Origin of the sequence: Candidatus Methanoplasma cognatum (genome assembly GCA_009777615.1) — an archaeon.
In the GTDB taxonomy this organism is placed as follows: Archaea; Thermoplasmatota; Thermoplasmata; order Methanomassiliicoccales; family Methanomethylophilaceae; genus Methanoplasma; species Methanoplasma cognatum.
On sequence record WRLM01000001.1, the window covers coordinates 270419 to 295754 of the forward strand.

At 53.7% G+C, this 25336-nt stretch carries 29 protein-coding genes, 1 tRNA gene and 1 rRNA gene; 6 read left to right on the forward strand and 25 right to left on the reverse strand.

What is annotated here, in order from left to right:
* Positions 1 to 2: 2 nt before the first annotated feature.
* The 13 genes from FWG96_01260 to FWG96_01320 all read right to left on the reverse strand — a co-directional run bounded on the left by FWG96_01260 (position 3) and on the right by FWG96_01320 (position 6207).
* Complete coding sequence (locus tag FWG96_01260) at positions 3 to 200, reverse strand: helix-turn-helix transcriptional regulator (GenBank protein MCL2031892.1); 198 nt, start codon at positions 198 to 200, stop codon at positions 3 to 5.
* A complete protein-coding gene (locus tag FWG96_01265; GenBank protein MCL2031893.1) occupies positions 193 to 612 on the reverse strand; it encodes a hypothetical protein in 420 nt (139 codons plus the stop codon). Before FWG96_01265 ends, FWG96_01260 begins: the two co-directional genes overlap by 8 nt.
* Before the next feature lie 72 nt (positions 613 to 684).
* Positions 685 to 1026 (reverse strand): prefoldin subunit beta, encoded by a 342-nt coding sequence (locus FWG96_01270; GenBank protein MCL2031894.1) that lies wholly within the window; start codon positions 1024 to 1026, stop codon positions 685 to 687.
* A gap of 4 nt (positions 1027 to 1030) precedes the next feature.
* Positions 1031 to 1261, reverse strand: coding sequence for a hypothetical protein (locus FWG96_01275; GenBank protein MCL2031895.1), 231 nt, complete (start codon positions 1259 to 1261; stop codon positions 1031 to 1033).
* Between the two features lies 1 nt (position 1262).
* The gene (locus FWG96_01280) at positions 1263 to 1394 is read right to left on the reverse strand and encodes a DNA-directed RNA polymerase subunit P (protein MCL2031896.1); all 132 of its coding nucleotides are present in this window, start codon (positions 1392 to 1394) and stop codon (positions 1263 to 1265) included.
* Between the two features lie 5 nt (positions 1395 to 1399).
* Positions 1400 to 1648 carry a 50S ribosomal protein L37ae gene (locus FWG96_01285; GenBank protein MCL2031897.1) on the reverse strand — a complete coding sequence of 83 codons (249 nt, stop codon included), beginning with the start codon at positions 1646 to 1648 and terminating at the stop codon, positions 1400 to 1402.
* A gap of 4 nt (positions 1649 to 1652) precedes the next feature.
* Positions 1653 to 2435, reverse strand: a complete 783-nt coding sequence (gene rrp42 / locus FWG96_01290; GenBank protein MCL2031898.1) for an exosome complex protein Rrp42 — start codon at positions 2433 to 2435, stop codon at positions 1653 to 1655.
* Complete coding sequence (gene rrp41 / locus FWG96_01295) at positions 2419 to 3162, reverse strand: exosome complex exonuclease Rrp41 (GenBank protein MCL2031899.1); 744 nt, start codon at positions 3160 to 3162, stop codon at positions 2419 to 2421. Before rrp41 ends, rrp42 begins: the two co-directional genes overlap by 17 nt.
* Positions 3162 to 3863 carry an exosome complex RNA-binding protein Rrp4 gene (gene rrp4 / locus FWG96_01300; GenBank protein MCL2031900.1) on the reverse strand — a complete coding sequence of 234 codons (702 nt, stop codon included), beginning with the start codon at positions 3861 to 3863 and terminating at the stop codon, positions 3162 to 3164. Before rrp4 ends, rrp41 begins: the two co-directional genes overlap by 1 nt.
* 20 nt (positions 3864 to 3883) lie before the next feature.
* Complete coding sequence (locus tag FWG96_01305) at positions 3884 to 4576, reverse strand: ribosome assembly factor SBDS (protein ID MCL2031901.1); 693 nt, start codon at positions 4574 to 4576, stop codon at positions 3884 to 3886.
* Between the two features lie 11 nt (positions 4577 to 4587).
* A complete protein-coding gene (gene psmA, locus FWG96_01310; protein ID MCL2031902.1) occupies positions 4588 to 5283 on the reverse strand; it encodes an archaeal proteasome endopeptidase complex subunit alpha in 696 nt (231 codons plus the stop codon).
* A gap of 87 nt (positions 5284 to 5370) precedes the next feature.
* Complete coding sequence (locus tag FWG96_01315) at positions 5371 to 5664, reverse strand: hypothetical protein (protein ID MCL2031903.1); 294 nt, start codon at positions 5662 to 5664, stop codon at positions 5371 to 5373.
* A gap of 15 nt (positions 5665 to 5679) precedes the next feature.
* Entirely contained in the window at positions 5680 to 6207 is a 528-nt protein-coding gene (locus tag FWG96_01320) for a hypothetical protein (protein MCL2031904.1), read from the reverse strand.
* Positions 6208 to 6546: 339 nt separating this feature from the next.
* Between FWG96_01320 and FWG96_01325 the strand changes: the two genes are divergently transcribed.
* Genes FWG96_01325 through FWG96_01340 form a run of 4 tightly spaced genes read left to right on the forward strand, consistent with a single transcriptional unit; the run spans position 6547 to position 12726 of the window.
* Positions 6547 to 9561 (forward strand): CoB--CoM heterodisulfide reductase iron-sulfur subunit A family protein, encoded by a 3015-nt coding sequence (locus FWG96_01325; protein ID MCL2031905.1) that lies wholly within the window; start codon positions 6547 to 6549, stop codon positions 9559 to 9561.
* A 4-nt stretch (positions 9562 to 9565) separates the two neighbouring features.
* The gene (locus tag FWG96_01330; protein ID MCL2031906.1) at positions 9566 to 9979 is read left to right on the forward strand and encodes a hydrogenase iron-sulfur subunit; all 414 of its coding nucleotides are present in this window, start codon (positions 9566 to 9568) and stop codon (positions 9977 to 9979) included.
* Position 9980: 1 nt separating this feature from the next.
* The gene (locus FWG96_01335) at positions 9981 to 11204 is read left to right on the forward strand and encodes an oxidoreductase (protein ID MCL2031907.1); all 1224 of its coding nucleotides are present in this window, start codon (positions 9981 to 9983) and stop codon (positions 11202 to 11204) included.
* Between the two features lies 1 nt (position 11205).
* Entirely contained in the window at positions 11206 to 12726 is a 1521-nt protein-coding gene (locus FWG96_01340; GenBank protein ID MCL2031908.1) for a Ni/Fe hydrogenase subunit alpha, read from the forward strand.
* Between the two features lie 343 nt (positions 12727 to 13069).
* Here FWG96_01340 and FWG96_01345 read toward each other — a convergent pair whose 3' ends face one another.
* From FWG96_01345 to FWG96_01360, 4 genes are all read right to left on the reverse strand, one after another.
* A complete protein-coding gene (locus FWG96_01345; protein MCL2031909.1) occupies positions 13070 to 13867 on the reverse strand; it encodes a metallophosphoesterase in 798 nt (265 codons plus the stop codon).
* A 4-nt stretch (positions 13868 to 13871) separates the two neighbouring features.
* Entirely contained in the window at positions 13872 to 15269 is a 1398-nt protein-coding gene (locus FWG96_01350) for an NAD(P)H-hydrate dehydratase (protein ID MCL2031910.1), read from the reverse strand.
* The gene (locus FWG96_01355; protein MCL2031911.1) at positions 15266 to 15562 is read right to left on the reverse strand and encodes a signal recognition particle subunit SRP19/SEC65 family protein; all 297 of its coding nucleotides are present in this window, start codon (positions 15560 to 15562) and stop codon (positions 15266 to 15268) included. The genes FWG96_01350 and FWG96_01355 overlap by 4 nt, the downstream gene beginning before the upstream one ends.
* Before the next feature lie 65 nt (positions 15563 to 15627).
* Entirely contained in the window at positions 15628 to 16011 is a 384-nt protein-coding gene (locus FWG96_01360) for a 30S ribosomal protein S8e (GenBank protein MCL2031912.1), read from the reverse strand.
* Between the two features lie 59 nt (positions 16012 to 16070).
* Between FWG96_01360 and FWG96_01365 the strand changes: the two genes are divergently transcribed.
* A complete protein-coding gene (locus FWG96_01365; GenBank protein MCL2031913.1) occupies positions 16071 to 16835 on the forward strand; it encodes a hypothetical protein in 765 nt (254 codons plus the stop codon).
* 36 nt (positions 16836 to 16871) lie between these two features.
* Here the strand turns inward: FWG96_01365 and FWG96_01370 are convergent, their stop codons facing one another.
* The 5 genes from FWG96_01370 to FWG96_01390 form a co-directional block, all read right to left on the reverse strand.
* Complete coding sequence (locus FWG96_01370; GenBank protein MCL2031914.1) at positions 16872 to 17270, reverse strand: YccS/YhfK family membrane protein; 399 nt, start codon at positions 17268 to 17270, stop codon at positions 16872 to 16874.
* Between the two features lie 325 nt (positions 17271 to 17595).
* Positions 17596 to 18237 carry a metallophosphoesterase family protein gene (locus FWG96_01375; protein ID MCL2031915.1) on the reverse strand — a complete coding sequence of 214 codons (642 nt, stop codon included), beginning with the start codon at positions 18235 to 18237 and terminating at the stop codon, positions 17596 to 17598.
* Positions 18238 to 18319: 82 nt separating this feature from the next.
* Positions 18320 to 18934, reverse strand: a complete 615-nt coding sequence (locus FWG96_01380; protein MCL2031916.1) for a methyltransferase domain-containing protein — start codon at positions 18932 to 18934, stop codon at positions 18320 to 18322.
* Between the two features lie 64 nt (positions 18935 to 18998).
* Complete coding sequence (locus FWG96_01385; GenBank protein ID MCL2031917.1) at positions 18999 to 19808, reverse strand: DUF1638 domain-containing protein; 810 nt, start codon at positions 19806 to 19808, stop codon at positions 18999 to 19001.
* 271 nt (positions 19809 to 20079) lie between these two features.
* Positions 20080 to 20163, reverse strand: a tRNA-Ser gene (locus FWG96_01390).
* Positions 20164 to 20611: 448 nt separating this feature from the next.
* Here FWG96_01390 and FWG96_01395 point away from each other — a divergent pair.
* Positions 20612 to 22081: ribosomal RNA gene (locus FWG96_01395) — 16S ribosomal RNA — on the forward strand.
* A gap of 282 nt (positions 22082 to 22363) precedes the next feature.
* Here FWG96_01395 and FWG96_01400 read toward each other — a convergent pair.
* From FWG96_01400 to FWG96_01410, 3 genes are read right to left on the reverse strand one after another with little or no spacing between them, the layout of a single operon-like run.
* On the reverse strand, positions 22364 to 23419 hold the full coding sequence (locus tag FWG96_01400; protein ID MCL2031918.1) for a prephenate dehydrogenase/arogenate dehydrogenase family protein: 1056 nt from the start codon (positions 23417 to 23419) through the stop codon (positions 22364 to 22366).
* A gap of 44 nt (positions 23420 to 23463) precedes the next feature.
* A complete protein-coding gene (locus FWG96_01405) occupies positions 23464 to 24477 on the reverse strand; it encodes a 3-dehydroquinate synthase II (protein ID MCL2031919.1) in 1014 nt (337 codons plus the stop codon).
* Between the two features lie 5 nt (positions 24478 to 24482).
* Positions 24483 to 25274, reverse strand: a complete 792-nt coding sequence (locus FWG96_01410; protein MCL2031920.1) for a 2-amino-3,7-dideoxy-D-threo-hept-6-ulosonate synthase — start codon at positions 25272 to 25274, stop codon at positions 24483 to 24485.
* Between the last annotated feature and the right edge of the window lie 62 nt (positions 25275 to 25336).

Here is a 25336-nt window from a genome sequence, read left to right on the forward strand (position 1 = left end):
CTTTATTCCTCCTTTTCGCTGAATATCTCCTCTATGCTCTTTCCGAAAAAGTTTGATATTTTAAAGGCAAGTTTCAGAGAAGGGTCGTACTTTCCGTTCTCTATGGCGATCACCGTCTGCCGGGACACGTCAAGAGCCTCCGCCAATTCTTCTTGGGTGATGTTCATCATTGCCCGCATGACCCTGATGCTGTTATCCATCTTTCTGCATTCTCCTGTTAAGGATTAGGAAGGATATAGAGTATGTCATCAGCAATAATGCGGTGACCAGTTGCATCAGCATTTTCGCAAACCCCGCCACGTCTATATCCGTGTCTCTTTCGACGATCTCGATCAGGAACCATGCGGCGATAATCTGAGGCAAAGTGACCGCGAATGCATAATAGGCGGATTTGTATTGAATGTCGCGGGACATCTCGTCCTCCTTTACAGGGTATCCCCCCTTATGTCTTATGTGATAACCTAACGCTAACCCGAAGGCAGCCGCCACGGCAGTGATGGCCCCCATGAACAATACGGTTATCAACGGCATCGCAAAAAGAAAGAAGAACATGAGGGCGGCCATCTCTACTGCGGCGGCCCAGGAGTAGATTAAGAGGAGTTGCTTTTTCATGTAAAGTATACTTTACTATATGTTAATAAAACTTTACATCAAGGATGGTTTGGGAATGGGTTTGGAAAAGTTTTACTCTTGTCCTATAGCCTTGTTGATCGTTTCCTGGAGGGACTCGTATCTCTCGCGGAGCGTCTTTTCCTGGCGCTCGAGGCCTTTGATCCTTATGTCAAGGGTCTCGATCGATTCTTCGATGTCGGCTTTGATCCTTTCTTTGTCGTCCACTTTGATCAGGAGCGAGCCGGAGCTCTTGTAGACGTCGCCAGTGGCCTTAGAGAGCTCCTCCGACGTCCTCATCATCTCCTTGCGCTGAGCCTCCATCTGCAGTTTCTGGGCGGATACCGTCTGCAGCTGCTGCTGCGTCTGCTGGAACTGGACTATCTGGTTCTGTAACTGCGGGCTGATATTGTTCATCTGTTCACCTTGTTATTCTGCCTATGTCTTCGGTTATCTTTATGCATTCCAGGTATGCGTTCAGCGCCGCCCTCATCGCCGAAGCGTCGGCGGCGGTTATCTCGACCACGCCCGCGCCCTCCTCGCACCGCACGCAGGACCTGGTGCGGGGGAGTTCCCTCCCCGCTTCCGGGCCCAGCGCGGATATGATGTCCGGCGCGTCGTCCGATATTATCCTGATCTCAGCGGCGAACATATCAGTCGGACTTCAGGACCTTCTTCACGTTCGGTCTTTCCTTGAAGAAGATCTTCGATCCGCATTTCTCGCACTGGAGCCCAAGGGCGTTCACGTTCCTGATGGGTTCGTTGCACTTAGCGCATCTGTACATTTATATCATTCCGGTACCTGAGACAGGTCTTTTTTCGTTTTGGGGCTGTATGCCTCCGCCGCGAATTTCGTGTCGCAGTGTCTGCATTCCCAGATCCCGGAGCTCACTCTTTTCACGGACATGTGGTGGCAGACGGGGCACTCGTGCTTTGCTTTCTGGTGGGCCTCGATGTTCTTGACCCTGTTGCGGACGACCACGCCGTATCTGGCGCCGAACCTTCCGGCCGTACCCGCTTTTCTTGTTCTTTTTGCCATTGTATCACCCGATGATCTTTCTGATGGCCTTGCCCTTCTCCACGGCCCGGTCCAGACACAGGTTGAGTTCGTCGCGTGTGATCGAACCCCTTCCTCCTTTCTGCATGGCCCTGAAGTTCCCCTTGTCGTCGGTTGTGACGGTCAGGCGGGCGGACGAGATCATCTCTTCGTCGAAATTTGGGTCAAGTATTAAATCATTTCCTATTTTGACCGACGTGACCGATATGGGGGTGCAGGTGACCGGCAGAGGTTTGTTCTCTCCTTTCCCGTACTGCTCCCCCGGAATGACCGCCGATTTCAGGGCGAGCACCGCCGCGATATTGGAAGCGTCGAAGAGGTTGCCGTCGTAGTCCAGCGCATATATGTCGACGAAGCACATCCATACTTCCTCTCCGGGGACCATGCACAGCTGCTTGACGTCTATCATCTTGGACTCGCGGATGCCGCGGTCCACCACCCTCGCCAGTTCGATCGCGTCCTCGCCGGGCGGACCGGACTCGAAGGAGGGGTGCGCCATGGGGATTAGCTCGGCGCCCATCGTCAGGACCCCGCTGTCGGGAGTGTCGGGGAACGGGGTCCCGGGTATGATCTTCACTCCCGCGATGACCTCGGTCTTTCCCAGTTTGACCCTGGCGGAGCCGTCCGCGCTTTCTATGCAGCCGACGTCCGTGATTATTTCTCTTATATCGTCAACGCCTCTGCCGTCCTCTCTCCTGCCCTCTTTCAGGAGGTTCGTTATGTGGTTCTTCTTTATCTCGGAGATAACGTGCTCACTCATCTTCCTCATCCTCCTTTGACAGGGCGTAGCGCTTTTTCAGAGCGGCCTTCTGTATTTCGTATATCTCGTGGCAAGCGCCGAAAGCCAGGTCCAAGGCTTTATCGAACTCCTTCCGGGTCATGTTCCCGTCCATCTGAAGGAGGACTATCTCGTCCGTCGACGGAACGATAGCCATCGGAACATCGGCCTCCCCGAAGTTGTCCTCTTCTTTGTTAAGGTCGAGAAGGACATGCCCGTCGGCCTTACCGGCGGCGACCGCCGGAACTATGTCGCGCATAGGTATGCCGGCGTCGGCGAGCGCTACGGAGGCGGCCGTAAGACCGGCGCATCTCGTCCCCGCATTTGCCTGCAGTATCTCGATGTAAACGTCTATGGATGCGCGGGGGTAGAGTTCGGTGAGGACCACTTTCTCCAAAGCCTCGGCGATTATCTTCGAGATCTCTATCGATCTCCTGTCCGGGCCGGGTCTCTTCCTGTCGCTGACCGAGAACGCCTGCATGTTGTATTTGCACTGGATTATCGCTTTTGTAGGGTCCTGAAGGTGCCTGGGGTGGCACTCCCTCGGCCCATACACCGCGGCCAGCACTTTGTTCTTTCCAATCTCCAAGTATGCGGAGCCGTCAGCGTTGCTGAGCACCCCCGCTTCAATATGTACGGGCCTGTGTTCGTCGGCTTTCCTTCCGTCGATCCTCATGCCTTTTTTATCAACTAATACCATATCGGTTTGTCCGCTCATCAATATTCCTCCCCGTCATCTTCCTTCGGGAGTTTGCTTTTAATAAATTTCTCCACCCTTTCCGTGAGGTTGCTGCTCTGGGCCTCTCTTTCTATCATCCTTATGGCCTCCACCGCAATCTCTGTATTCTCATCGCCGTCTATCCAGATCCTCCCGTTCTGCCCCACGAATATGCGGCAGTCGGTGAGGTTCTTCAGCATCTGTATCATGGAACCGCTCTTCCCGATGACCCTGGAGACCTTCGAATGGGGCATCTCTATGAGCTGACCTCCCTCGATCCTCCTGAGCCCGGAATCCTTCATGGTGACCTGTATCTTCCTGCTCTCGTCCACCATCAGAATTTTCAGCAGAACGACGTTCCCCACGTTGAGGTACTTCGACGTGTCCCCGAACTCCACTTTCCACGGGACCTCGTTCACGTGAAGCGGCGCCGGGTAGGGGGCGTTTATATCCACAAGCCAGTTCGAAGGACCTATGTCCTCGATAACACCTATGACCGTCTCCCCAGTGCTGGGCATGTAGCGCCCCCCTAGAGGGATGACGCCGACGGTGTCATGATACACATTTTTAACGCCTAAGACTCCGGCGTATACTTTGCCGTCACGCATATAGGCATTGCTTCCGGCATCCATCCCGCTGTCGTCCAGCAGGTCTCCCGGAACCACAATCTCCCGTGCGGGTCTGGCGTTTCTTCTTTCCATTTTATCACTTCTCTTGAATGTTAAATAAGTTTTATCGACGCAGATCCCTTTGTCTTGTGCTTTAGTTTCTCCGTCAGTTCCGGCACCATGCCGGCGGGCAGCTCCATAAGCCCTATCCACGAGCCGTCGGCCGTCCATTCCTCTCTCTCGATGATCCCGTAATGTACCATATCGTCGAAACATCTTCCGTAATCGTCGCCTTTCAGTTTGATGGCGATCTTACTCTTCTCGAAACGTATCGGGAGGAGCGGGCGGAGGAGTTTCATCGCTTCGTCTATCTCTTTATCCAAAGGCCTGAACGGGTCAACGTGGAACTTCGCCTCTTCCAAGGCAAGCTCTATCCTTACGTACGGGTGCGGAAGTTTGGTCTGAGGGTTTATGGCGTTGGCGGCGATGTAGCTGATCACTTGGTTCCTTTTCGCCTCCAGCATCTCCTTCCGCTGTTCTGCGGTCATCTGGACCTCGCCCTTCTCGACGATCTTCTTTGCTATCTCCGATATGTCGTCGGTGCCGAATACCTCTTTGACCTTTCCCTCGGCGGGCCTGGTACCCTTCCCGGAGTTCTTGAAAACGTCCTCTACTGCCAGGTAGTCGACGAGATCGACCTTCTTCCCCTGTTTGATGAAGGTCATCACAGCCGGGTCTAAAAGTATCTCAAAGGTCTCCCCGTGACTTTCCAGTCTTGCGATTATGGCGTCGTCCAGATTGACCATGGGACCGCCGCTCAGCCCTTGCCGATCAGTTTTACGATCTCTGATTCGGCAAGTCTCCTGAATTTCTTTCCTCTCTCCACCACCCCGATCTCAACGGATCCGGCTGAAAGAGTGTCCTCGATCGCCGCGCCGAGGGCCTTCAGCCCGAGCTTGGCGGCGGCTTCGAATGTCATTCCGTCCTCGAACTCCTTCTCGAAGAGGTCCATAACCACCGGCCTTCCGGAACCGATGCTGGTCGCCTTGTATGCGACAAGGGCTCCCGAAGGGTCGGTCTCGAACAGGTGTATGCCGAGGTCGTCGACGCCGGCCACCAGCAGGGCCACTCCGAAGGGGCGGCCTCCGCCGTATTGGGTGTAGTTCTGTTTGTAGTCGCAGACGTTCTTGACAAGGAGTTCCACCGCAATGTTCTCTCCATAGGTGACCTTGTGCCTCTGCGCGTTCCTCCTGGCCTCGTCGATGAGGACCCTGGCATCGGCCACGAGACCGGATGTGGCGCACCCGATGTAATCGTCAATGTCATAGATCTTTTCTATCGAATCCGGTTCCACGAGCCTGCTGGACAGCCTCTTGTCCACCATGAGTATGATCCCATTTTTGAATTTCAGTCCGATCGTGGTCGTGCCTTTCTTTACCGCCTCGCGGGCATACTCCACCTGGAACAATCTTCCGTCAGGGGAGAATACCGTGATCCCCCTGTCATACGCCATTTGTCCTGGTTGCATTTATCAATTTCTCCTTTCTTCAAACCTCTATCGCACCCCACTATTTATTGCTTTATGAACGCGCGTTAAGGATTAACGCTTTTTTGCGGTCTTCAGTTCGGGATATCTGCGTCTGATCCCGCGGAGGGTCCCGGACGTCAGAAGGGAGGATGACGAGGGGTCGATCCGCGACATCATTCGGACCGTTTCTTCCTTTTTTTCCGGAGAGCACCTGAGTACAGCTTTTCCAGAGACGCATTGTATGACATAAGGCGGATCGGTCTGGCTGATGGATCTTAATCCTCTGATCATGGTGTCCTTCGTCATATCCTCCGATACGCTGAATGCCACGTATCTCTTTCTTCCGCTTTTGCTTTTAACGACCATCAGGAACTCCCTGTGTCACTCTTCGTCCTCTTTTTCTCTAAGGACAGGCATGAACGCCATTTCGTAAACGGCACCGCATTTTTTACAGACAGGTTTGTTCACATCCACCGTATTGCCGCATCTGCACACGAAGGTTTCGTCCTTCCTCGGTATCACCGCACCGCATGAGCAGATGTTGCCCTTCAGGAACTTTCCGCAGCGGGGGCATCTGAACCTTTCCGGCTCCCGAACCTCCATCTTCTCGTAGGAGGCACCGCAGTAAGGGCAGGAACCCGTCGGTCTTGCGCACGCGTCGTGGAAGACCCTGCCGCAGGAGCATTTGGCGATCGGGTCCTCGTCGATCTTTCCGTAGCAGATCTCGCATTTTTTATCGCTTTCCGTTTCATCCAAAAAAATTGTAGATTTCTTTCTCGATTTCCCCGTTATCTTATCCTGGAGGTTGTATTTTGCCCCCATGTAGCCTTGGAGAAGAACGACCATGGCTATTACTACAACCAACACGATAATTATACCCAGACGAAAAGCGGTGTCTCCGAAGTCCATGATAGGGTTAATAAAATTTCTCTTTTTAATACTTCTTGGTGTAAGCACGGGATGGTTTTTGTTTCTACATACGAATTTATTTTTCTTATGCATAACTACTACTATTTATAAGGTAGAATTACCGTTTAATGAAATATCAATTTACTTAAGTCAAAATCATATCTGGGTATTCTAAAAAAAAGCTAATCTCAAAATTGTATTAAGAATTTTTGATAGAGAAAAGAAACGTCATCAAAAAACGATTTACAGTATTTAAAATATTACGTAGTAAGTGCTTTAAGACAAAAGATTATACACCAACCTGTTCCAATTACCAATTGGCATAACGGAGGCAAGGATTTGACAAAATCAGCATTAGTTATCGGCGGAGGCATCGCTGGTATACAGGCGTCGTTGGATCTTGCGGACAGGGACATACACGTTTATCTTGTGGAAAAACTCCCCACGATAGGCGGTACGATGTCCCGTCTTGACAAGACGTTCCCGACGAACGACTGTTCGGCATGTATCCTCTCGCCAAAAATGGCGGACTGTATCGGACACCCGAACATAACCACCCTGACATTCCACGAAGTGATGAAAGTGGACGGCAAAGCAGGGGATTTCAAGGTCACTCTCAAGAAGAAGGCGAGATATGTCGATCCTTCGTCTTGTACCGCATGCGGCGACTGTCTCGGAAAATGTCCGTCCAAAGGGATACCCGACGAGTTCGAGTACGGTCTGACCACCAGAAGGGCCATATACATACCCCATGCGCAGGCGGTGCCGAGGGTCGCCATCATAGACGCGGCCAACTGCAGGATGATACAGAACGGCAAGTGCGGCGTGTGCGCAAAAACATGTCAAAAGAAAGCGATAAACTACGAGGACAAGGACGAAGAGCTCCAGATCGAGGTCGGCTCCATCATAGCCGCGCCCGGACTGAAGGTATGGGACGCCGCTCTCGCGACGGAATATGGCTACGGCAGGTTCAAGAACGTGGTCACCGCCCTTGAGTTTGAGAGGATAATGTGCGCGTCCGGCCCGGCAAGGGGACACATAACGGTCCCGTCGTCTGGCGAGGAGCCCAAGAAGATCGCATTCATACAGTGCTGCGGTTCAAGGTCTGAGAAGTCCGGCTGGAAGAAGTACTGTTCGTCGGTGTGCTGCATGTACGCCACAAAGGAGGCCATAATCACAAAAGAGCACCTCGACGTCCAAGAGGACATATTCTTCATGGACATAAGGTCCTACGGCAAGGAGTTCGAGGCATATATCGAGAGGGCTCAGAAGGAGTACGGGATAGGGATGCACAGATCCGCCCGCGTTTCGAATGTTGACGAGGACCCGGAGACAAAGAAGCTCACGGTCAGCTACACTGACCCCAAAGGCGACGGCGCGTCGGAAGAGTATGACATGGTCGTGCTTTCCATCGGACTCAACCCGCCGGACGGCGCGGTCGACCTCGCAAAGATCCTCGGTATAGATCTCAACGAGTACGGCTTCTGCAAAACATCGGTGTTCAACCCCCTCGAGACCACGAGAGAGGGAGTGTTCGTGACGGGCGCGTTCGCCGCACCCAAGGACATCCCCACCTCGGTGGCCGAGGCGAGCGGATCGGCGGCAAAGGCCGGCGCTTACATAGTGGACGACAAGTTCATACCCCGCGCACCGAAAGAGTATCCCGCCGAGAAGGATGTCGAAGGCAAAGAGCCCCGCATCGGAGTATGGGTATGCCACTGCGGCATTAACATAGGATCCGTGGTAGACGTCCCGGCAGTAGCGGAATATGCAAAGACGCTTCCCAACGTGGTTCTCTCGAAGCAGTCGCAGTACGCCTGCGCCCAGGACTGCCTGGAAGAGATATCCACCGCCATCAAAGAGATGGACCTCAACAGGGTTGTGGTCGCATCATGCACCCCCAGAACTCACGAACCGCTCTTCAGAGAGGCTTGCAGGGACGGCGGACTGAACAAATACCTGTTCAACATGGCGAACATCCGCGACCAGTGCTCGTGGATCCACATGCACGCGGCGGAGGCCGCCACCGTGAAATCGAAGGACCTTTTAAGAATGGCGATCGCTAAGGTCGCGCTCCTAGAGCCGCTGGTCGGTTCCGAGATAGAGGTCACCAGGTCGGCGGCGGTCATCGGCGGCGGCATAACCGGAATGACGGCGGCCCTCGACATAGCCGCACAGGGAATACCCGTGCACCTTATCGAAAAGGAGAAAGAGCTCGGAGGGTTCGCGCTCAACTTCCGCCACAAAGAGGACGGCAAGGACGTTGCCGCATTCATAAAAGAGCTGGTAGGGAAGATCGAGAGCAACAAGAAGATCACTGTGTACAAAGGAGCGACAGTCGTCGACATCCCCGGCTTCGTAGGTAACTTCAAAGTCATCCTGAACGGAGGTAAGGAGATACCCGTCGGCGCGGTGCTGTTCGCGACAGGAGCCGCTCAGTACAAACCTACAGAGTACAAATACGGCTCGGACAAGAAGGTCATGACGACCCTGGAGGTCGAGAACGCTCTGGCGAGCGACAAGTTCAGCGGAAAGGACGTAGCCTTCGTGCAGTGTGTGGGATCAAGGAACAGCGCCGTGAAATATTGTTCACGTGTGTGCTGCGCCGGAGCCCTGCGCAACGCCATCCAGATAAAGATGAAGGACCCCACGGCGAATGTCGCGATAATTCACAAAGATATCAGAACATACGGGTTCCGCGAGGAGCTCTACAACAAGGCGTCCAGTCTCGGCGTCAAGTTCCTGAGGTACTGCGCCGACGACGCGCTGCCGGACTTTGACGGAAAGACGGTGAAAGCCCACGACTCGATACTCGGAAGGGATGTGGAGATACCGGTGGACACGCTGGTTCTCGCAGCCGGATTGGCGCCCCTCCGCGAAGAGAAGGAAGAGCTCGCAAAGATGGTGAAGATCCCGATCAGCAAGGACGGGTTCTTCTTCGAGGCGCACCAGAAACTCAGGCCGGTGGACTTCGCCACCGAAGGAGTGTATGTCGCCGGTTCCGCACACTGGCCGAAGTTCATGGACGAGTGCATCGCCCAGGGCTCGGGCGCGGCGGCGAGGATGCTCACCACCATATCCAAGGACAAACTGATCTCTGAAGGCATAGTCGCCGTGTCCAACTCGGACCTGTGCGACGGATGCGGCGTGTGCGTGGGCTGCTGCGACTATAACGCAATAACCATCGTATGCGGGGACGACGGATCGCTCAGAAGCAACGTGAACCCCGGCCTCTGCAAAGGATGCGGCTCATGCGTGGCGTCCTGCCCGGCGGCGGCCATGGAGCAGAGAGGATTCAGGAACAAGCAGATAATCGCAGAGATAGACGCGTTGTTCGACAAGGCGGGAGTGTGAAGAAATGTCAGACTTTGAACCAAAGATCGTAGCATTCTGCTGCAACTGGTGCTCCTATGCCGGAGCGGACGGAGCAGGCGTGGCAAGACTGCAGATGCCCCCCAACTTCCGTATAATAAGGACGATGTGCTCGGCAAGGGTAGATCCGGAATTTATATTAAGGTCCCTCGCGAAAGGGGCGGACGGGGTCATAATACTGGGCTGCCACCCGGCGGACTGCCACTACATAGGCGGCAACTACAGAGCAAGAAGAAGAATAGCACTGATAAGAATGGTGCTTGAACAGTACGGGTTCGACCCGAGGAGACTGAAGCTCGAATGGGTCTCAGCTTCCGAGGGAGAGAAGTTCCAAAAGACCCTGACGGATTTCGTCGGCACGATCAAGGAACTCGGACCCACCCCATTGAAGGAGGAATAAGATGTCATTCTTTGACAGATTCAAGAAAAAGGACAAGGCGGCGGCGCCAAAACAGAGCGCGGCGAAGCCGGCCAAGAAAGAGAGCAAGCCCCCTGCGCAGGGAGCGGTGTGCTACCAGAAGACCCCTGAGTCGATAGAAGCGGCGCAGCTCAAGCCGGCGGACCTAGGAGATCTCCTCCCCGGAGCACCCCCCAACGGCAAGCTCAACCTGGCGATATACTGGGCGGCCGCCTGCGGAGGCTGCGACGTCTCCATCCTTGACATAAACGAGAGGATACTCACCGTCGGCGACATAGCGAACGTCGTCATGTGGCCGATTGCGGCTGACGGAAAGGAACATGACATCGCCGAGATGGAGGACGGCTCGATAACCGTATCCATAATATCCGGCGCCGTCAGGAACACCGAGAACGAACACATGGTAAAACTGCTGAGGAAGAAGTCGCTTCTGGTGGTATCGTACGGAGCGTGCGCATGCTTCGGAGGATCCCCTGCGCTTGCGAACCTCGTTCCGGGCGGGAAAGATGAGATCATCGAGTACGCGTACAACAAGGTGCCCACCACGGCGAACTTCCAGGCCGACTATCACAAGGGCGAGCCGGTGCTCCCCCAGGTAGAATACAGCGCCCCGGAGGGCGTTCTGACGCTTCCGGTCCTGTACGACACGGTCAAAACGCTTGACCAGGTCATCGACGTTGATTACTACGTTCCAGGATGCCCCCCGCTGCAGGAATCCATTTCTTACATGCTTAAAGCGGTCGCGGACTTCGCGTACAAAGGCGTAGCTCTTCCGCCCAAGGGAACCAACATCGGAGTTGTCACTAAGACGCTCTGCGAACAGTGCCCGAGGCGCAAGGAATCCAGAAGGATAACGAAGATAGTGGAGCCGCACGAGATAGACGTCGACCCCGAGCTGTGTCTGATGGACCAGGGCATACTCTGCCTCGGACCGGCCACGGTCGGAGGGTGCAACGCAAAGTGCACAAGGGTCGGGCAGCCCTGCCGCGGATGCTACGGACCAACCGTAGCGGTCCAGGAACAGGGCGCAAGCGCCCTCACCGCGATAGCGTCGCTGTTCCCCGTACTGGATGACGACGCGACGATGGGCGAGGATAAGATCATAGACATCATGTCGACGGTAAAGGACCCGCTGGGATACTTCTATGCATTCACAATGGGCAAATCTCTGATAAAGAGGTCCGTCGTAGAAAAAGGAGGTAAGTAAAATGACAGGCCCCGTAATTTGGGACGATAAAAAGAAGGCCACATCCAACAGGGTGACCATTGACCCCATAACACGTCTCGAGGGTCACGGAAAGATAGAGATCTTCCTGGACGATTCCGGTAACGTGAGCAACGCATACTGGCAGGTCCCGGAGGTCAGAGGATTCGAAAGGTTCTGCGTCGGAAGGAAGGTAGTGGAGCTCAATCAGATAACGGCAAGGCTCTGCGGCGTCTGCCCGGGAGCACACCACCTGGCCTCAACGAAAGCGATAGACGGCTGCTACAACACGAAACCTACGGAGTCGGCATTCCGCATAAGGGATCTGTTCTACCATGCGCACTTTGTGCACAGCCATATAGCGCACTTCTATGCTCTGGCTGGTCCGGACTTCGTCTGCGGACCGGCAGCGCCGGCCGCCGAGAGGAACGTTCTGGGCGTAGTGGCGCGCGTCGGACTGGAATTGGGATCGGCCGTGCTGAAAGCCCGCGCCGAGGCGCAGAAGATCCAAGGTATAATCGGAGGAAAGCCCACTCACCCCGTGATGGGTGTTCCGGGCGGAGTGAGCAAGGCCATAAGCAAAGAGGAGGCCAAGGAGATCCAGGGATACGCCGACAACCTCGTAGCGTTCGCGGAAACGTCGCTGGGAGTGTTCAAGAGCGTAGTTCTTGAGAACAAGGATTACCTGGACATAATCAAGAACCCGGACCTGTATTACAGCGAGTTATACAGCATGGGACTGGTCAACTCCAAGAACCAGCTCGAATTCCATGACGGACAGGTGAGGGTCGTCGACCCGAACGGTAAAGAGACGGACAAGTACGACCCGTACGACTACCTCGACCATATCGGAGAGGCGGTGGAACCCTGGTCATACGAGAAGTTCCCGTACCTCAGGAATCCCGGATACAAGGGACTGGTGGACGGAGTGGGAAGCGGAATGTACCGCGCAACCCCCCTCGGAAGGCTGAATGTCTCCGACAGCATCTCCACCCCGAAGGCGCAGGCCGCGTTCGAGGAGTTCAGGGCGATATTCAAGAGCCTCGGCGTGGAGGGACCGGTACACTTCAACCTGGCGACCCACTGGGCAAGGATCATCGAGATGATCTACGCTGCCGAGAAGGTCCACCAGAATGCGTACGACCCGGACATCACCGACCCGAACATAAAGCAGAAGGACATCGTCCCCGGAGGACGCGGAGTGGGATGTGTGGAGGCGCCGAGAGGAACGCTCACCCACGAGTACCACAGCGATGAGAACGGCATAGTCACAGCATGCAACCTTGTTGTCGGAACGACCAACAACAACGGCCCCATGAACATCGACACCGTGAAGATCGCTAAAGCGCTGATCAAGGACCACATGATCTCCCCAGGTCTGCTGAACATGATCGAGATGGCGTTCAGGGTATATGATCCGTGCAACTCCTGCGCGACCCACAGCCTTCCGGGCCAGATGCCCATCAAGGCGGTCATCAGGAACGCCGACGGCTCTGTGTACGATACCGTGACAAAGAACCTTTAAAAACAAACATGAGGGGGAGACCCCTCTTTATTCAATTTTTTAAATTTCATCCCGCTGAGTGTTTTATTGATCGATCTGTACTTCTCCGTGCCTCAATGCCGAAGCCGTCTCGGACGATATCGTTTGCGCATATCTTCCGCACTTAGTTCGTTTATGTCTGCCGTATGCATTTGATACTGGATGTATGGCATTTAGTATTTTTTACAATAATTTTTATGGTTTTTGATAGGACTTTGTATATGTCATCAGCTTGACTTCGAATCTTTTGCAATGCCTGGCGATAAGGATGGTGTCAAAGCTGTAATTTTACGGTGGCCGCCGATTAAATTCGGAAGTTCCGAATTTAGTCATATTCAGGCGTTTTTACTCTTATCCTCCGGCCCCATCCCCGGCGTTCGCTTCCTGCCACCATGAGACCGGAAAGCCTCCCGAGGTCCAGCCCATCGAGGAGATGCACCGTGGCATTCTCCAGATCGAGGAGATCTCCACCCATTATCGGGCCGAGGAGCGGCTCTCCTCTTATGTTCACGGGGGATCCCCCCAGCATCCTGTTGAATGCGGGCACGATGATGAAGTTCTTGGGAAGCGACCCGTACCTTTCCGAAGGGGCGTCTCTGAACCTCCCCCTGACCCAGCACGGCTCGTTCGTCTGTTTCCCGACGCCGTCCCTGAACATCACCGCAGGATGATCGTGGGCCATCACCAGCGTCTCAGACGTCATCACCTCTTCAGAGGGCCACGTATGCCCGTGCACAAACCCAGTGTCTTCGATCTTCACGCCGGATGCCGGCCGGATCCTGACATGGCCGGGAAGGAACTCCTCTATGTTCGTGTCATGGTTGCCTCTCACAACTTCAACGGAATCAAAGCGTTCAAGCAGCCTTTCGAAGAACACAGGTATCTCCCGGTACTCTTGTTTTGTGGACCCGGGTACCGAGTCCTTTACGTCTCCGAGGACCATCAGCCTGCCGGCGGAATCGTCGGCGGCTTTGATGATGGAATCGAACATGTCATCCGTGCGCGACGTAAGATGGAAACCCTTCGATCTCAAATGTGATTCAATCCCTATGTGGAGGTCCCCTATCACAAGGTACTCGTCCGCTCTGAGAGCGGGTATGCCGTGGACGGGCTGGAGGTCCATATCGTCACCTCAGGTATTCTTTGAGCACTTTCGGTATCGTTTCTATGACATCCGTTGCGGTCATCCCGTAAGACCTTTCCTCGAACGCATGCTCCCCCGCTCTCCCTGAAATGAAGGCGCCCAGCGCCGCGGCGTCGAAGCATGTCATGCCTTTTGACAGAAGTCCTGCGACGATGCCGGCCAAGACATCTCCGGTGCCCGCGCCGGTCATGCCGGGGCTGCCCGTGATGTTGCGCCTGATCCTTTCTCCGTCAGAGATCAGGTCCGTCTTCCCCTTGAGCAGAATGACGGAGTCCATCTTCTCTGCCAGCATCCCGATGGAATCGTCCGCTTTGTGCGGATCCCCGCCGAGTTTCTCGAATTCCCTGATGTGGGGGGTAAGGATGGTCCTCCCGTTAGACACAAAATCCTTTCCGAGCGCGGTAAGTCCGTCCGCATCTATGACAGCGGGAACACCGCATTTTCTGACGAATTCTCTCACGGCGTCGGCCGTATCGCCCGAAACGCCCAGACCGGGTCCGATAAGCACGGCTTCATGCTTTAGAGACAGATCCAAAAGATGTTCAAGATGTTCCCTTCTCAGCGAGTCGCCCGAAAGCTCCGAGATCATAAGCACCGGGGAGAATGAAGCGATGACGGATGAACAATTCTTTGGGACAGCCAGCCTGACGATGTCCGTTCCGACCCTCATGGCGGCGAGCGCGGACATGGCTGGTGCGCCGTAATACGGTCCGCCGCCTATTATCAGCAGTCTCCCGTTGGAGCCCTTATGGCTGTCGTCCTTAGGTATGGGGTACCTAAGCATGTCGCCCGGACCTACGTTGTCGTACGCTTCTTTCGGAATACCGATGTCCTTCACGATGATCTCTCCCGAGTTCTCAGGGTTCATCCCCTCTTTGACGTCATGGAATGTTATTGTCATGTCAGGCCTCAGGGGCAAAGAGGTCCCCAGGCCGGAAGGCACATCCACAGACACCACGTTTCCCTTGAAAGCGTTAGCAGTTTTAATAAATACGTCATAAGGAGACCTGACCTCTCCGGACATCCCCGTGCCCAGCGCACAGTCGATGATAACGTCACATCCCTTCTCATCGAACTTGGAAAAATCCTTTATCTGGCACATCAGTTCTGAGAGCATCCCTTTGATAAAGTCGGATCGTATCGTCCCCCTTGGTCTGAGAAGATAGACAGAAACATCTTCAGGACCCATCACCTTGGCGGCCGCTATCCCGTCGCCTCCGTTGTTGCCGCCGCCGCACACGAAAGCTATCCTTTTTCCCGGGAACCTTTCCGACAGCACGGAGGCGACCGCCTTGCCGGCGTTCGTCATCAGGACGGGCACGCCGATCCCCATGGCCTCGGAATTGGCGTCTATGACCGAAGAATCAAGGGAAGTGATCATTTCTTCTGGTTTTTGATCAGGATCTCTGCGATCTTCGGCAAGAGCTTGGTCTTAGGGATCTTGCCTCTTTCGACCTTTACGCAGCCGCGTTTGGCGGCCCAGTTAGAAGGATATGCCATGTTCTCGTATATTTCGTATTCAAGATCCAATATCAGCGCGCCTTTCGCTATTATATCTATGCTGGGGTCTTTCACGCAGAGGTTCTTCGGGAGTCTTCTGCCCATCGCTCTGGTCCTGCTGACGTCGAAATATTCGGGCCATATCGTGATGGCGGTATCCTTGTCATATGCCATGTTATCACGGGATTAATGGAGAAATGGGTTAAAGAGGTTGCTGGAGAAAAGATGCGGCGAACGCATCAGCTCTCTATGAGGACCGCGTTGACGGCGCCGTCCTGCCCCGGTCTCGAAGTGACGATCGCGTCCCCCATCTCGGTCTTGATCCTGGCGCCTTTGTTAACGATGTTACGCTGAACGTAGTTGGGGTCTGCAGGGTTGACCGCAACGCTGATGATCTTCGCTTTCTGGATCGTGTTGGTCTTCTTGTCTACGACATTGGCGTATTCCGCAAGGAGCATGCATGTCTTGATCCTCGCTCCGCGCCTGCGGTAATGCTTAAGGGATTGTTTGCCCACCTTCGTGAACTGCTTCTCCCTGCTGATCTCGAATTTCCTTTTACCCCTGCTGAGGACGAGCCTTCCGCCCGAGGGCTTCTTCTTTGATTTTCCCTGCCAAAGAGCCATTGTTATCGGCTTGCCAATTACGGTTCCGTATATAAACCTTTTTTTCAGTTATCCTGACTTTGTCAAAATCAAGGGACTCCGTGAACAGTGATGATGGGACCGAGGGAATCAAAGACGAAGAATGTTTAATCATTATATTGGAGAACGGTGCTATAAGCCAACTTCTTTTAAGTGCGCATCTGATGAGGGACCTCATGTCCGGAAAGAGCGACGAGAGGACAGATCGACTTTTTAAGGTGATCAGAAAGAGAAAGAGAAAGGTCGGCAAGCTGATGAACTCTGTGGACCGCGCCTTGTACATGGGGGTATCTTTAGCCTTTGCGGCGGTCCTTGCGTTCATATTCGATATGAACCTTCGGAAACTCTTCGATGCGGGCGGCGACCTTACCGGAGCCATGGACGGCATGTTCGCTCTTCTGATACCGCTTGTCTTTGCGATAATCGGGGTGTATCTCATCATTCTCGTCCTGCACCCTCACTTTAAGAAAAGGGCTATTCCGGACTCCATCAAGAGGATCGGACAGGACATAGATGCGGGGAACATGACCAGAGAGAAACTCGAAGAGTACGTTTCCGGCCTGAGAGCGGATGATGAAGAGGTCAGGGAATATATCAACACATTCGGCGTGAAGGCCGACATAGCGATGACGCTGGCAATTTCGCTGGTCGCGTTCTTTCTCGGGGCGTACGGCTACATAAGATCGTTCACGATAGGGTACGAGAGCGACCCCAACATCCTGCCGGTGTCCCTGTGCTTCATGTTCATCATATTCGCGATAGTTTACACCATACTGAAAACGATGAAGGTCATATGGGACGTCTGATAGAAATAAAAGTAAGAAGTTTCAAGGAGTTTGTGTTCACTTTCCTTTCTTTTTATCCTTCAAGTATGAGAACGCGCCGAGTATGGCGACTATTATCACCGGTATTATCCATCCCAGATAGAAGGACTCGTCTACAAAGTAGCCGAGCAGGACGTAAGCAAGGATCAGTCCGGCCACTCCGATGATGCCGTATTTCCTTAAGATCGCGCCGCCGCCAAGGAGCAGCATGAACAATATCAGTATGACGAACATCACGATAGCGCCTATTGCCCCGGACGTCAGCCCCATGAGTGACGTATCGCCAATGAAATCTTCCACGATCGGCTGTATGAGCCAGCTTACTACTATCGGCACTATCACGACCAGCAGGATGGTCATTACTATCCCGCCCACCAATGATGAACCTATACTCTTTTTTTCTGTTTTCTCTGTCATAATCATTCCTCAGTATTCTTTTTCCTGATTTATCCCATCCTTTTTATGATAGGTGCAATTTTGAACTTGGTTTCCGGTCATCTCCTCTGCCCTCAGCATGGTCTCCTTTGTTTTCCTATTCATGTGTTTCCGGATTGCCCCGCCTTTACCTGCCTCTACTATGGCGTGATATGCTTATCTTTGCCACTTTTGCAGCGGATGCGGGCTTCGATGCCGCATAACGGATTACAATCTGAGTATTTATTAAAATGCCGTTCATACAGGGAGCGGCGATGCTGGGACAAATCCCCGTATGCGGCTGATCGCCGGGCGCAAACACTCGATCTCAGGGCGACACTCTGAACAGTCTCGCCGTGACCGCACCTTCGTCCATCTCTATCAGAGCGTACATGCCGTCCTTCGCCGGCCCCGGGTTCACGAACGTCGTTCCCTCCGCGTATTTGATGCCGAAATCCTCATGGATGTGGCCGCTCAGAACAAGGATGGGCCTGAACTCCTTCACTATTTTCAGGACGGAGGTGCTGCCGACGTTCAGCCCCGAAGGGATCATATCGTTGATACCGAAAGGCGGGGCATGGACCATCAGGATCATTCCCTCTTCGGATATGGGCCTGAGCATGTTGTAGATGACCTCCTCTCCCAGTTCAAAGGGCGTGTTGAAGATCGTGGGGTTAGACCCCCCCAACCCCGCAAGATGGAACCCGTTGAGCCTGGCGGTCTTTCCGTGCATGTCCGTCGCAAAATTTGATACGGTCTCCGGAAGATCGAGGGGATCGCAGTTACCGGGTATCGCATAGACGTCCCTTCCGATAGGGCCGAGGATCCTCTCGGCTACCTCATTCGGGCCGAAGTCGGTTATATCGCCCAGCGCCAGTACGCAGTCGACGTCCTCCTCTTCGGCCGCGGCGTTGACCCAGTCTGTTACGGCCGTGTTGCCGTGTATGTCAGAAATGACAAGGAATTTCATCACTATTCTAATGTTATAAAGGATACATTAATGTTTCATTGACAGGGCCGTGATGCCGCAGATATCCTCTTTCAAATTTCCGTCAGTCTGTTTTCTTATAGACGAAACAATACGCATCTCCGTTAAGGAAGGGCACCGCATCCACCTCAAATCCCGCGTTCACGCCCGCATCGGTCAATTGTTCCTTTGTATATTTTCTGTATCCGAACTGTGTGTGAGAAAAACGCGCTAATGCCTCGTTTGAATAGAGAGTATTTACAAAGATCCCCTTTGGCTCCAGTATGCGTCCGATCTCAACCATTGTATTTTCGAGGTCTTCCCAAAAATACACAGTGTTGACGGTATACGCTTTGCTGAACGAACCGTCCGCAAAAGACACGGAGTTCATGTTCTGACAGGAAAGCGACATTTTTCCGTCTTTCATGAATCTGCGGTTGCGCCGGGAAGCCGCGCGTATCGCGCTTGCGGAGATATCGATGCCGGCGGACGCGCACTCATACCGCCTTGCCAGCACGTTAAGCATATAACCGTTCCCGCATCCCATGTCTAAAATACGGTCGGAATCGGACGGAGACAGCATACGGATGGTCTCCTCATACATGGGACGGTTCTGACGGTTCATGATAAAGCTGACCGCTCTGCCGCCGAAACCGGTCGGGTTGCTGAACTGTCTCGCGATATAGCCGTTCAAGCTCATGGGACGCCTCGGCGTTGTTATTTCTTCACCGGCAGATAAGCATGCCCCTTATGAAAACAGGCCCTTATCCCAGAGCATTCTTCGCGTCTCTGTAGATCCTCTCGGTCGGATATATGCGTACGGTCCCAGGCGCGACCGTTATGAACTCGAGTCCCGTTGTCTCCGAGAGGCGCTTGCACCCTCTGTCAAGTTCCTCGCCCTGGATTCCTATGCCGGTGTCGATCTTCACAGCATTTTTGTAACCGTAGAATTCGAAGACGCCCTTGAGGTCGTGGATGTCCATGATCTCAAAACCCTTTGTGATGTCCAGCTCGCCGGAGAATTCGCTCCAGTTCTCGGCTATCGCAGGGGTGACGAACAGCATTCCCGTATGTTTTCTGACGAGATCGCAGTATCTGGAATGCCCCCCGACGGCGACGCCGATGCAGTCGTCGCAGACATCCTCCTTCTCGTCGCGGAAGACGAAGACAGGGACGCTGAGGGTCTCGGAGGCCCATTTGGAAACATCCCAGCCTCCGTTGCCGCACATCCCGTAATATAGGGCGATCGCGTCGAAACGGTTCTGATAAAATCTCAGTTGGTCCTCTATGGTCTGGCGGAGGACCTTCGGCTCCGCGTGGAGACCGAGCTTATTCATGAATATGACTATATTGAAGCCGTTGTCGCGGTCGATCCCGTCGTAGCCGTTGTTGAAGTCCCACTCGTCAATGACGGAGAAAGGGATGCCTTTCCGCTCCAGTTTCTTCTTCAGGGTGCGCGCCGGCAGCGTATCGACAATGAACACGTTCTTCTCCTCTTTCTCATTGAGCAGGGCATATGTTATCTCGTCCTCGAGGATAGGACAGCCGATGATGCCGATGGTCCCTCTGGTCATAGGATAGAGAACGCGTTGTAGCGATATAAAGGAAGGCGAGAAGGGGGATCAGGATGCCGGCCCCTACGGACAACGGATAGGCATTCTGTTTTGAAATGTCAAGAAAAACTTTTTTATTATAATTTAGTAATTGTTTATATAATGTTCTAATAGTCACGAACCTAATTTTTTAGAATAATACTCCCTTTAAAGGTCAGGTTTTTACGGTTTGGGCGGCTCTCTATGACAACTACGATCTCTGAAAAATTATCTGCTGGCTTGGTTGAAGAGGCGTGGAGGGGGGGATTCGAACCCCCGAGTCCTTACGAACAATAGATTAGCAGTCTATCGCCTTACCAGGCTGGGCCACCTCCACCCACTGCCACCGAAGACAAGTATCTGTATTAAGCTTTCCTATAAGCGGCGCCGGTGCCCGGCACCCGGCACCTGGCAGGAGCCCTTAAGCAATGTTTATATACCAGTCATGTATGAGAGGATTCTGCGGGAATCAACCATTGCGCCCGGTCCCCGGGTGGTTTTTGACACTGCATCCCGTTGTCTGGGAAGGCCGACTTCCTAGGTAAAAAAGCTTAAATATTCCCCCGAAGTACGGGGAGTACGCGGCCCGAAATGGGCTTGCAATGATGGAGAATCAAGATCTCCGCCGCAAGGCGTGAACTCTTGAATTCTGACGTTCGATGCTACGAATGTTCCGTTAGACGGACATTCGATTGAGTGAGCCGTCCGACGGAGCAGCGGTGAAACATGGTAAACTGCCAGTTTCTTTCATCCATCCAGAGACGTGATAATGTCACAAGGATTTGACTCCGGTTGATCCTGCCGGCGGCCACCGCTATAGGAATTCGATTAAGACATGCGAGTCGAGAGTCGTCATGGACTCGGCGGACTGCTCAGTAACACGTGGACAACGTGCCCTTAGGTGGGGGATAATCTCGGGAAATTGAGAATAATACCCCATAGGTCATGGGATCTGGAATGACCCATGGCCCAAAGTTCCGGCGCCTAAGGATCGGTCTGCGGCCTATCAGGTAGTAGTGGGTGTAACGTACCTACTAGCCTACGACGGGTATGGGCCTTGAGAGAGGGAGCCCAGAGTTGGATTCTGAGACACGAATCCAGGCCCTACGGGGCGCAGCAGTCGCGAAAACTTCACAATGGGGGCAACCCCGATGAGGGAATTCCTAGTGCTAGCACATTAGTGTTAGCTTTTCTTTAGCGTAGATAACTAGAGGAATAAGGGCTGGGTAAGACGGGTGCCAGCCGCCGCGGTAATACCTGCAGCCCAAGTGGTGGTCGATATTATTGAGTCTAAAACGTTCGTAGCCGGTTTAATAAATCCTTGGGTAAATCGGGAAGCTTAACTTTCCGAATTCCGAGGAGACTGTTAAACTTGGGACCGGGAGAGGCTAGAGGTACTTCTGGGGTAGGGGTAAAATCCTGTAATCCTAGAAGGACCACCGGTGGCGAAGGCGTCTAGCTAGAACGGATCCGACGGTGAGGGACGAAGCCCTGGGGCGCAAACGGGATTAGATACCCCGGTAGTCCAGGGTGTAAACGCTGCAGACTTGGTGTTGGAGATCCTTTGGGGGTATTCAGTGCCGGAGAGAAGTTGTTAAGTCTGCTACTTGGGGAGTACGTCCGCAAGGATGAAACTTAAAGGAATTGGCGGGGGAGCACCGCAACGGGAGGAGCGTGCGGTTTAATTGGATTCAACACCGGAAAACTCACCAGGGGAGACTGTTACATGAAAGCCAGGCTAATGACTTTGCTAGATTTTCAGAGAGGTGGTGCATGGCCGTCGTCAGTTCGTACCGTAAGGCGTTCTCTTAAGTGAGATAACGAACGAGACCCTCACCAATAGTTGCTACTTCATCCTCCGGGGTGGAGGCACACTATTGGGACCGCTGGCGCTAAGTCAGAGGAAGGAGAGGTCAACGGTAGGTCAGTATGCCCCGAATCTCCTGGGCTACACGCGCGCTACAAAGGGCGGGACAATGGGCCCCGACACCGAAAGGTGAAGGCAATCTCGAAACCCGTCCGTAGTTCGGATTGAGGGTTGTAACTCACCCTCATGAAGCTGGATTCCGTAGTAATCGCGAATCAACAACTCGCGGTGAATATGCCCCTGCTCCTTGCACACACCGCCCGTCAAACCATCCGAGTTGGGTTTCAGTGAGGCTGCCTCTAATTAGGGTTGTCGAACTGAGATTTAGCAAGGAAGGTTAAGTCGTAACAAGGTATCTGTAGGGGAACCTGCAGATGGATCACCTCCTACGCAGGGTGGGGCTCAGCCCCACCCTCAAACAAAAATAAGCGTAAAATATTGCAAGGAAAATCAGTTAAGAGTGATTTTCCCGCAATTCCGAAGGCAGCTTACCATGCACTAAACGTAGCATCGAACGTCCATCCGATTTTTTTCATATTTCTCAGGTGGGCAGGGCCATGCGAAGCGCCGGCTTTTCAGGCGGCAGAGGACCGGATGCCATATGATAGAATGAGGGGCGTACCGCTGTCATAACTCTTGCAGATATGCGGCCGGCTATATTCTCGAGCGTTCACACGCGGCTTTTGCTCAAATATTCTTTTCCTTTTTTCATTAGCTTGATGAATTTTTCAGGATTTTCCGAGAGCGAAGCCTCTCTCACTTCCCTCACAGCCCCTTCGTAGATGTTCCACATGCTCTCCGCATTACCGTTCAGGTTCTGTATCTCGTGATAGAGGGAAGCGTTCTCTTTTGACAAAGGAACGCAAGCGTCCAAACATCTTTTGAATGTGGTCGAGGCTACGCCCTTCAATTCGTTGAAGGGTATGCCGCTCTCTCTGAGTGTGGTGAAGAACACAACATTGGACGCATGCGCGAGCGCCAATACGTAAGCCATAAGTTCATCGTGCCTCTCGACAGTTGTGACTATTATGTTGGATCCCTCGTCGTTAAAGAGTTCCGCTGCCTCATCCGCGGCGTTACTGCATCCGCAGTCGCAGATGACCACGCTCCGATCGAACATCGATGCGGCGGAGGGGCCGAACATCGGATGGACCGAGCAGACCTTCCTGTGCTCGGCCATCTTCCTGAGATCATCAGTGAATGAGGATTTTACGGACGCTATATCGAAGATCAGAGCATCCTTTTTACAAATGGCATCCGCCGCTTTCAGGACAGACTCTACGGATGATATCGGGACCGATATGACGACGACATCCGAATCCGCCGCATCCTCCATACTGCCCTCGGAGACGTCGACGATGTTCACAACCGCCCCCCGTCTCCTGAAGTATCTTCTCATCCATCGCCCCATCTGCCCGTTGCCGCCGATGATGGTCACTCTCTTCTGGCACCATTTTATTATCGCAGTGGACTGGAGCTCAGCGGAGCTGGCCGTCAGCACGTTGCAGATGGATTCGGAGGCGCCTTGCGGCAGCGATGAGTTCTTGGACATCGTGCGGCACCTCTCGATCTCTTTCTTCTCTGCATCCTCATCCCTGAGCGGGATTCCGAGCTCGTTTTTCATAACGCCGATCCTTTTGGCGATGTCGCTGCGCTGGATCATCAGCTTGACGATCATGGAGTCTATCACCTCGATCTCTTCCTTCATGGACTCTATGTCTTTCATCCGGTACCCCCCCTCTTCCGGCGCTTCGTTGATGATGGGCATGTTCAGATTTCCTTTATTTTTTCATCGACTGCCATTCCGAAGTGCCTTCCGCCGTTTGTTAGGTAGGCAAGTACTTCATCCCCTTTCTTTATTTCGCTGACAGCCGTGGAACCTCCACGCGTAACCAGCCTAACGGTCTCGGCGTTCTGAAGTATCGTGGTGTACTCTTTGCCGTCGTGCGATGCCGTTATGATAAGCATAGGCCTGACCTCCTCCTTGCAGCGTCCTATCGATGCCGCTTTTGTGTTCCCGTCCCTGCCGACTATGAGAACATCGTCTCCCGCGCGCAGTTCCGAGAGGTACCTCGTCTTGCCGTCCGGCACCATGATATAAGCGTGCACGGCGCCAGCGTTCACCCTGAACGGGCGCGCCGCCACGTATCCGTTCTCTTCGCTCTCCGATTGGACCAGGAATAAGCATGAGGACTGCGACCCGATAAGCATTCCTTCTCCGGGGACCATCTTTGAGCAGGTATCGATGCAGACGCGGTCCCCCGTCAGTATGTTCTTCACGCTCATAACTTCAATAGCGGTTAGCCCCAGGTCCGATGCGGTACTCACTTCCTTCAATATGTTCTTCATTGCATCCGTGTCGTCCGTATCCACGACAACGCCGTCGGTGCCTTTCTCAAGGATGTTCCGGCACAGTTCCGCATCCTCGGAGGATGAGACGCAGGCCATTATCTTCGTCCTTCCGGACGATGCGGCGATGAGGTTCTCGAAGGGGATGACCGACCAGTCGCCCGTCGAGACCACAAGCACATCTTCCCTGCCGCAGAGGTCCATGGCGTCCGCCTGATCTTCCGGGGATGCTATGCCGACCATCCTTCCCTGGATATCGCCGGACAGTATGCCGTCTTTGCTGAATATGAGTCTGACCTTCCCCAGCGATGAGAAGCTCTCGTCGCCCGGACGTACTATGAACGTACCTATCCCGCTCTCTAATCCGGATATCAGCATCCTCTTTCTTTCGTTAGCATCGTCAGGCGCATCCGCCCTCATCCATATCTCTTTCATGAGCATCACTTAAGGAGCTTTGACGCTTCTTCCACGCTCATCCCTTTCAGGACGATCCCGGATATCGCTTCGGTCATTCCGCGGGGGTTTTTGTGCTGGAATATGTTCCTTCCTATGGAAACTCCTCTTCCTCCCGCCTCCATGGAATCGTGCACCATGTTCAGTATGTCCATGTCCGAACTCATCTTCGGGCCGCCTGCGATGAGCACTGGGGCCAGCGCGCCTTTTGTAACGTCCCTGAATGAGTCAACGTCCCCTGTGTAGTTGACCTTTATCAGATCCGCGCCCAATTCCGTGGCCACCCTTGCGCAGTGGGCTACCTTCTCCGAATCGAACGGATCTTTGATGGAAGGCCCGCGTGCGTATGCCATCACCAGAAGCGGCATTCCCCATTCGGCGCAGTCCTTCGACACCTTACCTAGGTCGGACAGCATCTGAGGCTCGCTGTCCGCGCCGAGGTTCACATGCATGGACACTGCGTCCGCCCCGAGCTTCAGAGCTTCTTCCACGTTTGACACCAGCACTTTGAAGTCGGACGTGGAACCCATGATCGTGGACGCGGAAAGGTGGAGTATGAGCCCCACATCGTTCCCGGCGGTCCTGTGCCCGTATGGTATGAGGCCCTTCTGCATAAGGACGGCGGTTGCGCCGCCTGTGCTCACGGCGTTCACCGTGGTCTTCATATCTATTATGCCGCTGATAGGACCTATGGATATCCCGTGATCCATCGGCACTATGACCGCGTTCCCCGACTCTCTGTCAATTATCCTTTCCAAACGTATGTTCTTTCCAAACATCGGTATCACCGTGCTACGTGCTAACACGTAGCATAGTATATCTATTTTTCTGTCGGCGGATC

What these genes read in the sequence shown, in the direction of transcription:
- FWG96_01260 (MCL2031892.1), bottom strand. Translation starts at nt 200, where the DNA reads ATGGATAACAGCATCAGGGTCATGCGGGCAATGATGAACATCACCCAA.
- FWG96_01265 (MCL2031893.1), bottom strand. Translation starts at nt 612, where the DNA reads ATGAAAAAGCAACTCCTCTTAATCTACTCCTGGGCCGCCGCAGTAGAG.
- FWG96_01270 (MCL2031894.1), bottom strand. Translation starts at nt 1,026, where the DNA reads ATGAACAATATCAGCCCGCAGTTACAGAACCAGATAGTCCAGTTCCAG.
- FWG96_01275 (MCL2031895.1), bottom strand. Translation starts at nt 1,261, where the DNA reads ATGTTCGCCGCTGAGATCAGGATAATATCGGACGACGCGCCGGACATC.
- FWG96_01280 (MCL2031896.1), bottom strand. Translation starts at nt 1,394, where the DNA reads ATGTACAGATGCGCTAAGTGCAACGAACCCATCAGGAACGTGAACGCC.
- FWG96_01285 (MCL2031897.1), bottom strand. Translation starts at nt 1,648, where the DNA reads ATGGCAAAAAGAACAAGAAAAGCGGGTACGGCCGGAAGGTTCGGCGCC.
- rrp42 (MCL2031898.1), bottom strand. Translation starts at nt 2,435, where the DNA reads ATGAGGAAGATGAGTGAGCACGTTATCTCCGAGATAAAGAAGAACCAC.
- rrp41 (MCL2031899.1), bottom strand. Translation starts at nt 3,162, where the DNA reads ATGAGCGGACAAACCGATATGGTATTAGTTGATAAAAAAGGCATGAGG.
- rrp4 (MCL2031900.1), bottom strand. Translation starts at nt 3,863, where the DNA reads ATGGAAAGAAGAAACGCCAGACCCGCACGGGAGATTGTGGTTCCGGGA.
- FWG96_01305 (MCL2031901.1), bottom strand. Translation starts at nt 4,576, where the DNA reads ATGGTCAATCTGGACGACGCCATAATCGCAAGACTGGAAAGTCACGGG.
- psmA (MCL2031902.1), bottom strand. Translation starts at nt 5,283, where the DNA reads ATGGCGTATGACAGGGGGATCACGGTATTCTCCCCTGACGGAAGATTG.
- FWG96_01315 (MCL2031903.1), bottom strand. Translation starts at nt 5,664, where the DNA reads ATGGTCGTTAAAAGCAAAAGCGGAAGAAAGAGATACGTGGCATTCAGC.
- FWG96_01320 (MCL2031904.1), bottom strand. Translation starts at nt 6,207, where the DNA reads ATGGACTTCGGAGACACCGCTTTTCGTCTGGGTATAATTATCGTGTTG.
- FWG96_01330 (MCL2031906.1), top strand. Translation starts at nt 9,566, where the DNA reads ATGTCAGACTTTGAACCAAAGATCGTAGCATTCTGCTGCAACTGGTGC.
- FWG96_01335 (MCL2031907.1), top strand. Translation starts at nt 9,981, where the DNA reads ATGTCATTCTTTGACAGATTCAAGAAAAAGGACAAGGCGGCGGCGCCA.
- FWG96_01340 (MCL2031908.1), top strand. Translation starts at nt 11,206, where the DNA reads ATGACAGGCCCCGTAATTTGGGACGATAAAAAGAAGGCCACATCCAAC.
- FWG96_01345 (MCL2031909.1), bottom strand. Translation starts at nt 13,867, where the DNA reads ATGGACCTCCAGCCCGTCCACGGCATACCCGCTCTCAGAGCGGACGAG.
- FWG96_01350 (MCL2031910.1), bottom strand. Translation starts at nt 15,269, where the DNA reads ATGATCACTTCCCTTGATTCTTCGGTCATAGACGCCAATTCCGAGGCC.
- FWG96_01355 (MCL2031911.1), bottom strand. Translation starts at nt 15,562, where the DNA reads ATGGCATATGACAAGGATACCGCCATCACGATATGGCCCGAATATTTC.
- FWG96_01360 (MCL2031912.1), bottom strand. Translation starts at nt 16,011, where the DNA reads ATGGCTCTTTGGCAGGGAAAATCAAAGAAGAAGCCCTCGGGCGGAAGG.
- FWG96_01370 (MCL2031914.1), bottom strand. Translation starts at nt 17,270, where the DNA reads ATGACAGAGAAAACAGAAAAAAAGAGTATAGGTTCATCATTGGTGGGC.
- FWG96_01375 (MCL2031915.1), bottom strand. Translation starts at nt 18,237, where the DNA reads ATGAAATTCCTTGTCATTTCTGACATACACGGCAACACGGCCGTAACA.
- FWG96_01380 (MCL2031916.1), bottom strand. Translation starts at nt 18,934, where the DNA reads ATGAGCTTGAACGGCTATATCGCGAGACAGTTCAGCAACCCGACCGGT.
- FWG96_01385 (MCL2031917.1), bottom strand. Translation starts at nt 19,808, where the DNA reads ATGACCAGAGGGACCATCGGCATCATCGGCTGTCCTATCCTCGAGGAC.
- FWG96_01400 (MCL2031918.1), bottom strand. Translation starts at nt 23,419, where the DNA reads ATGAAAGACATAGAGTCCATGAAGGAAGAGATCGAGGTGATAGACTCC.
- FWG96_01405 (MCL2031919.1), bottom strand. Translation starts at nt 24,477, where the DNA reads ATGAAAGAGATATGGATGAGGGCGGATGCGCCTGACGATGCTAACGAA.
- FWG96_01410 (MCL2031920.1), bottom strand. Translation starts at nt 25,274, where the DNA reads ATGTTTGGAAAGAACATACGTTTGGAAAGGATAATTGACAGAGAGTCG.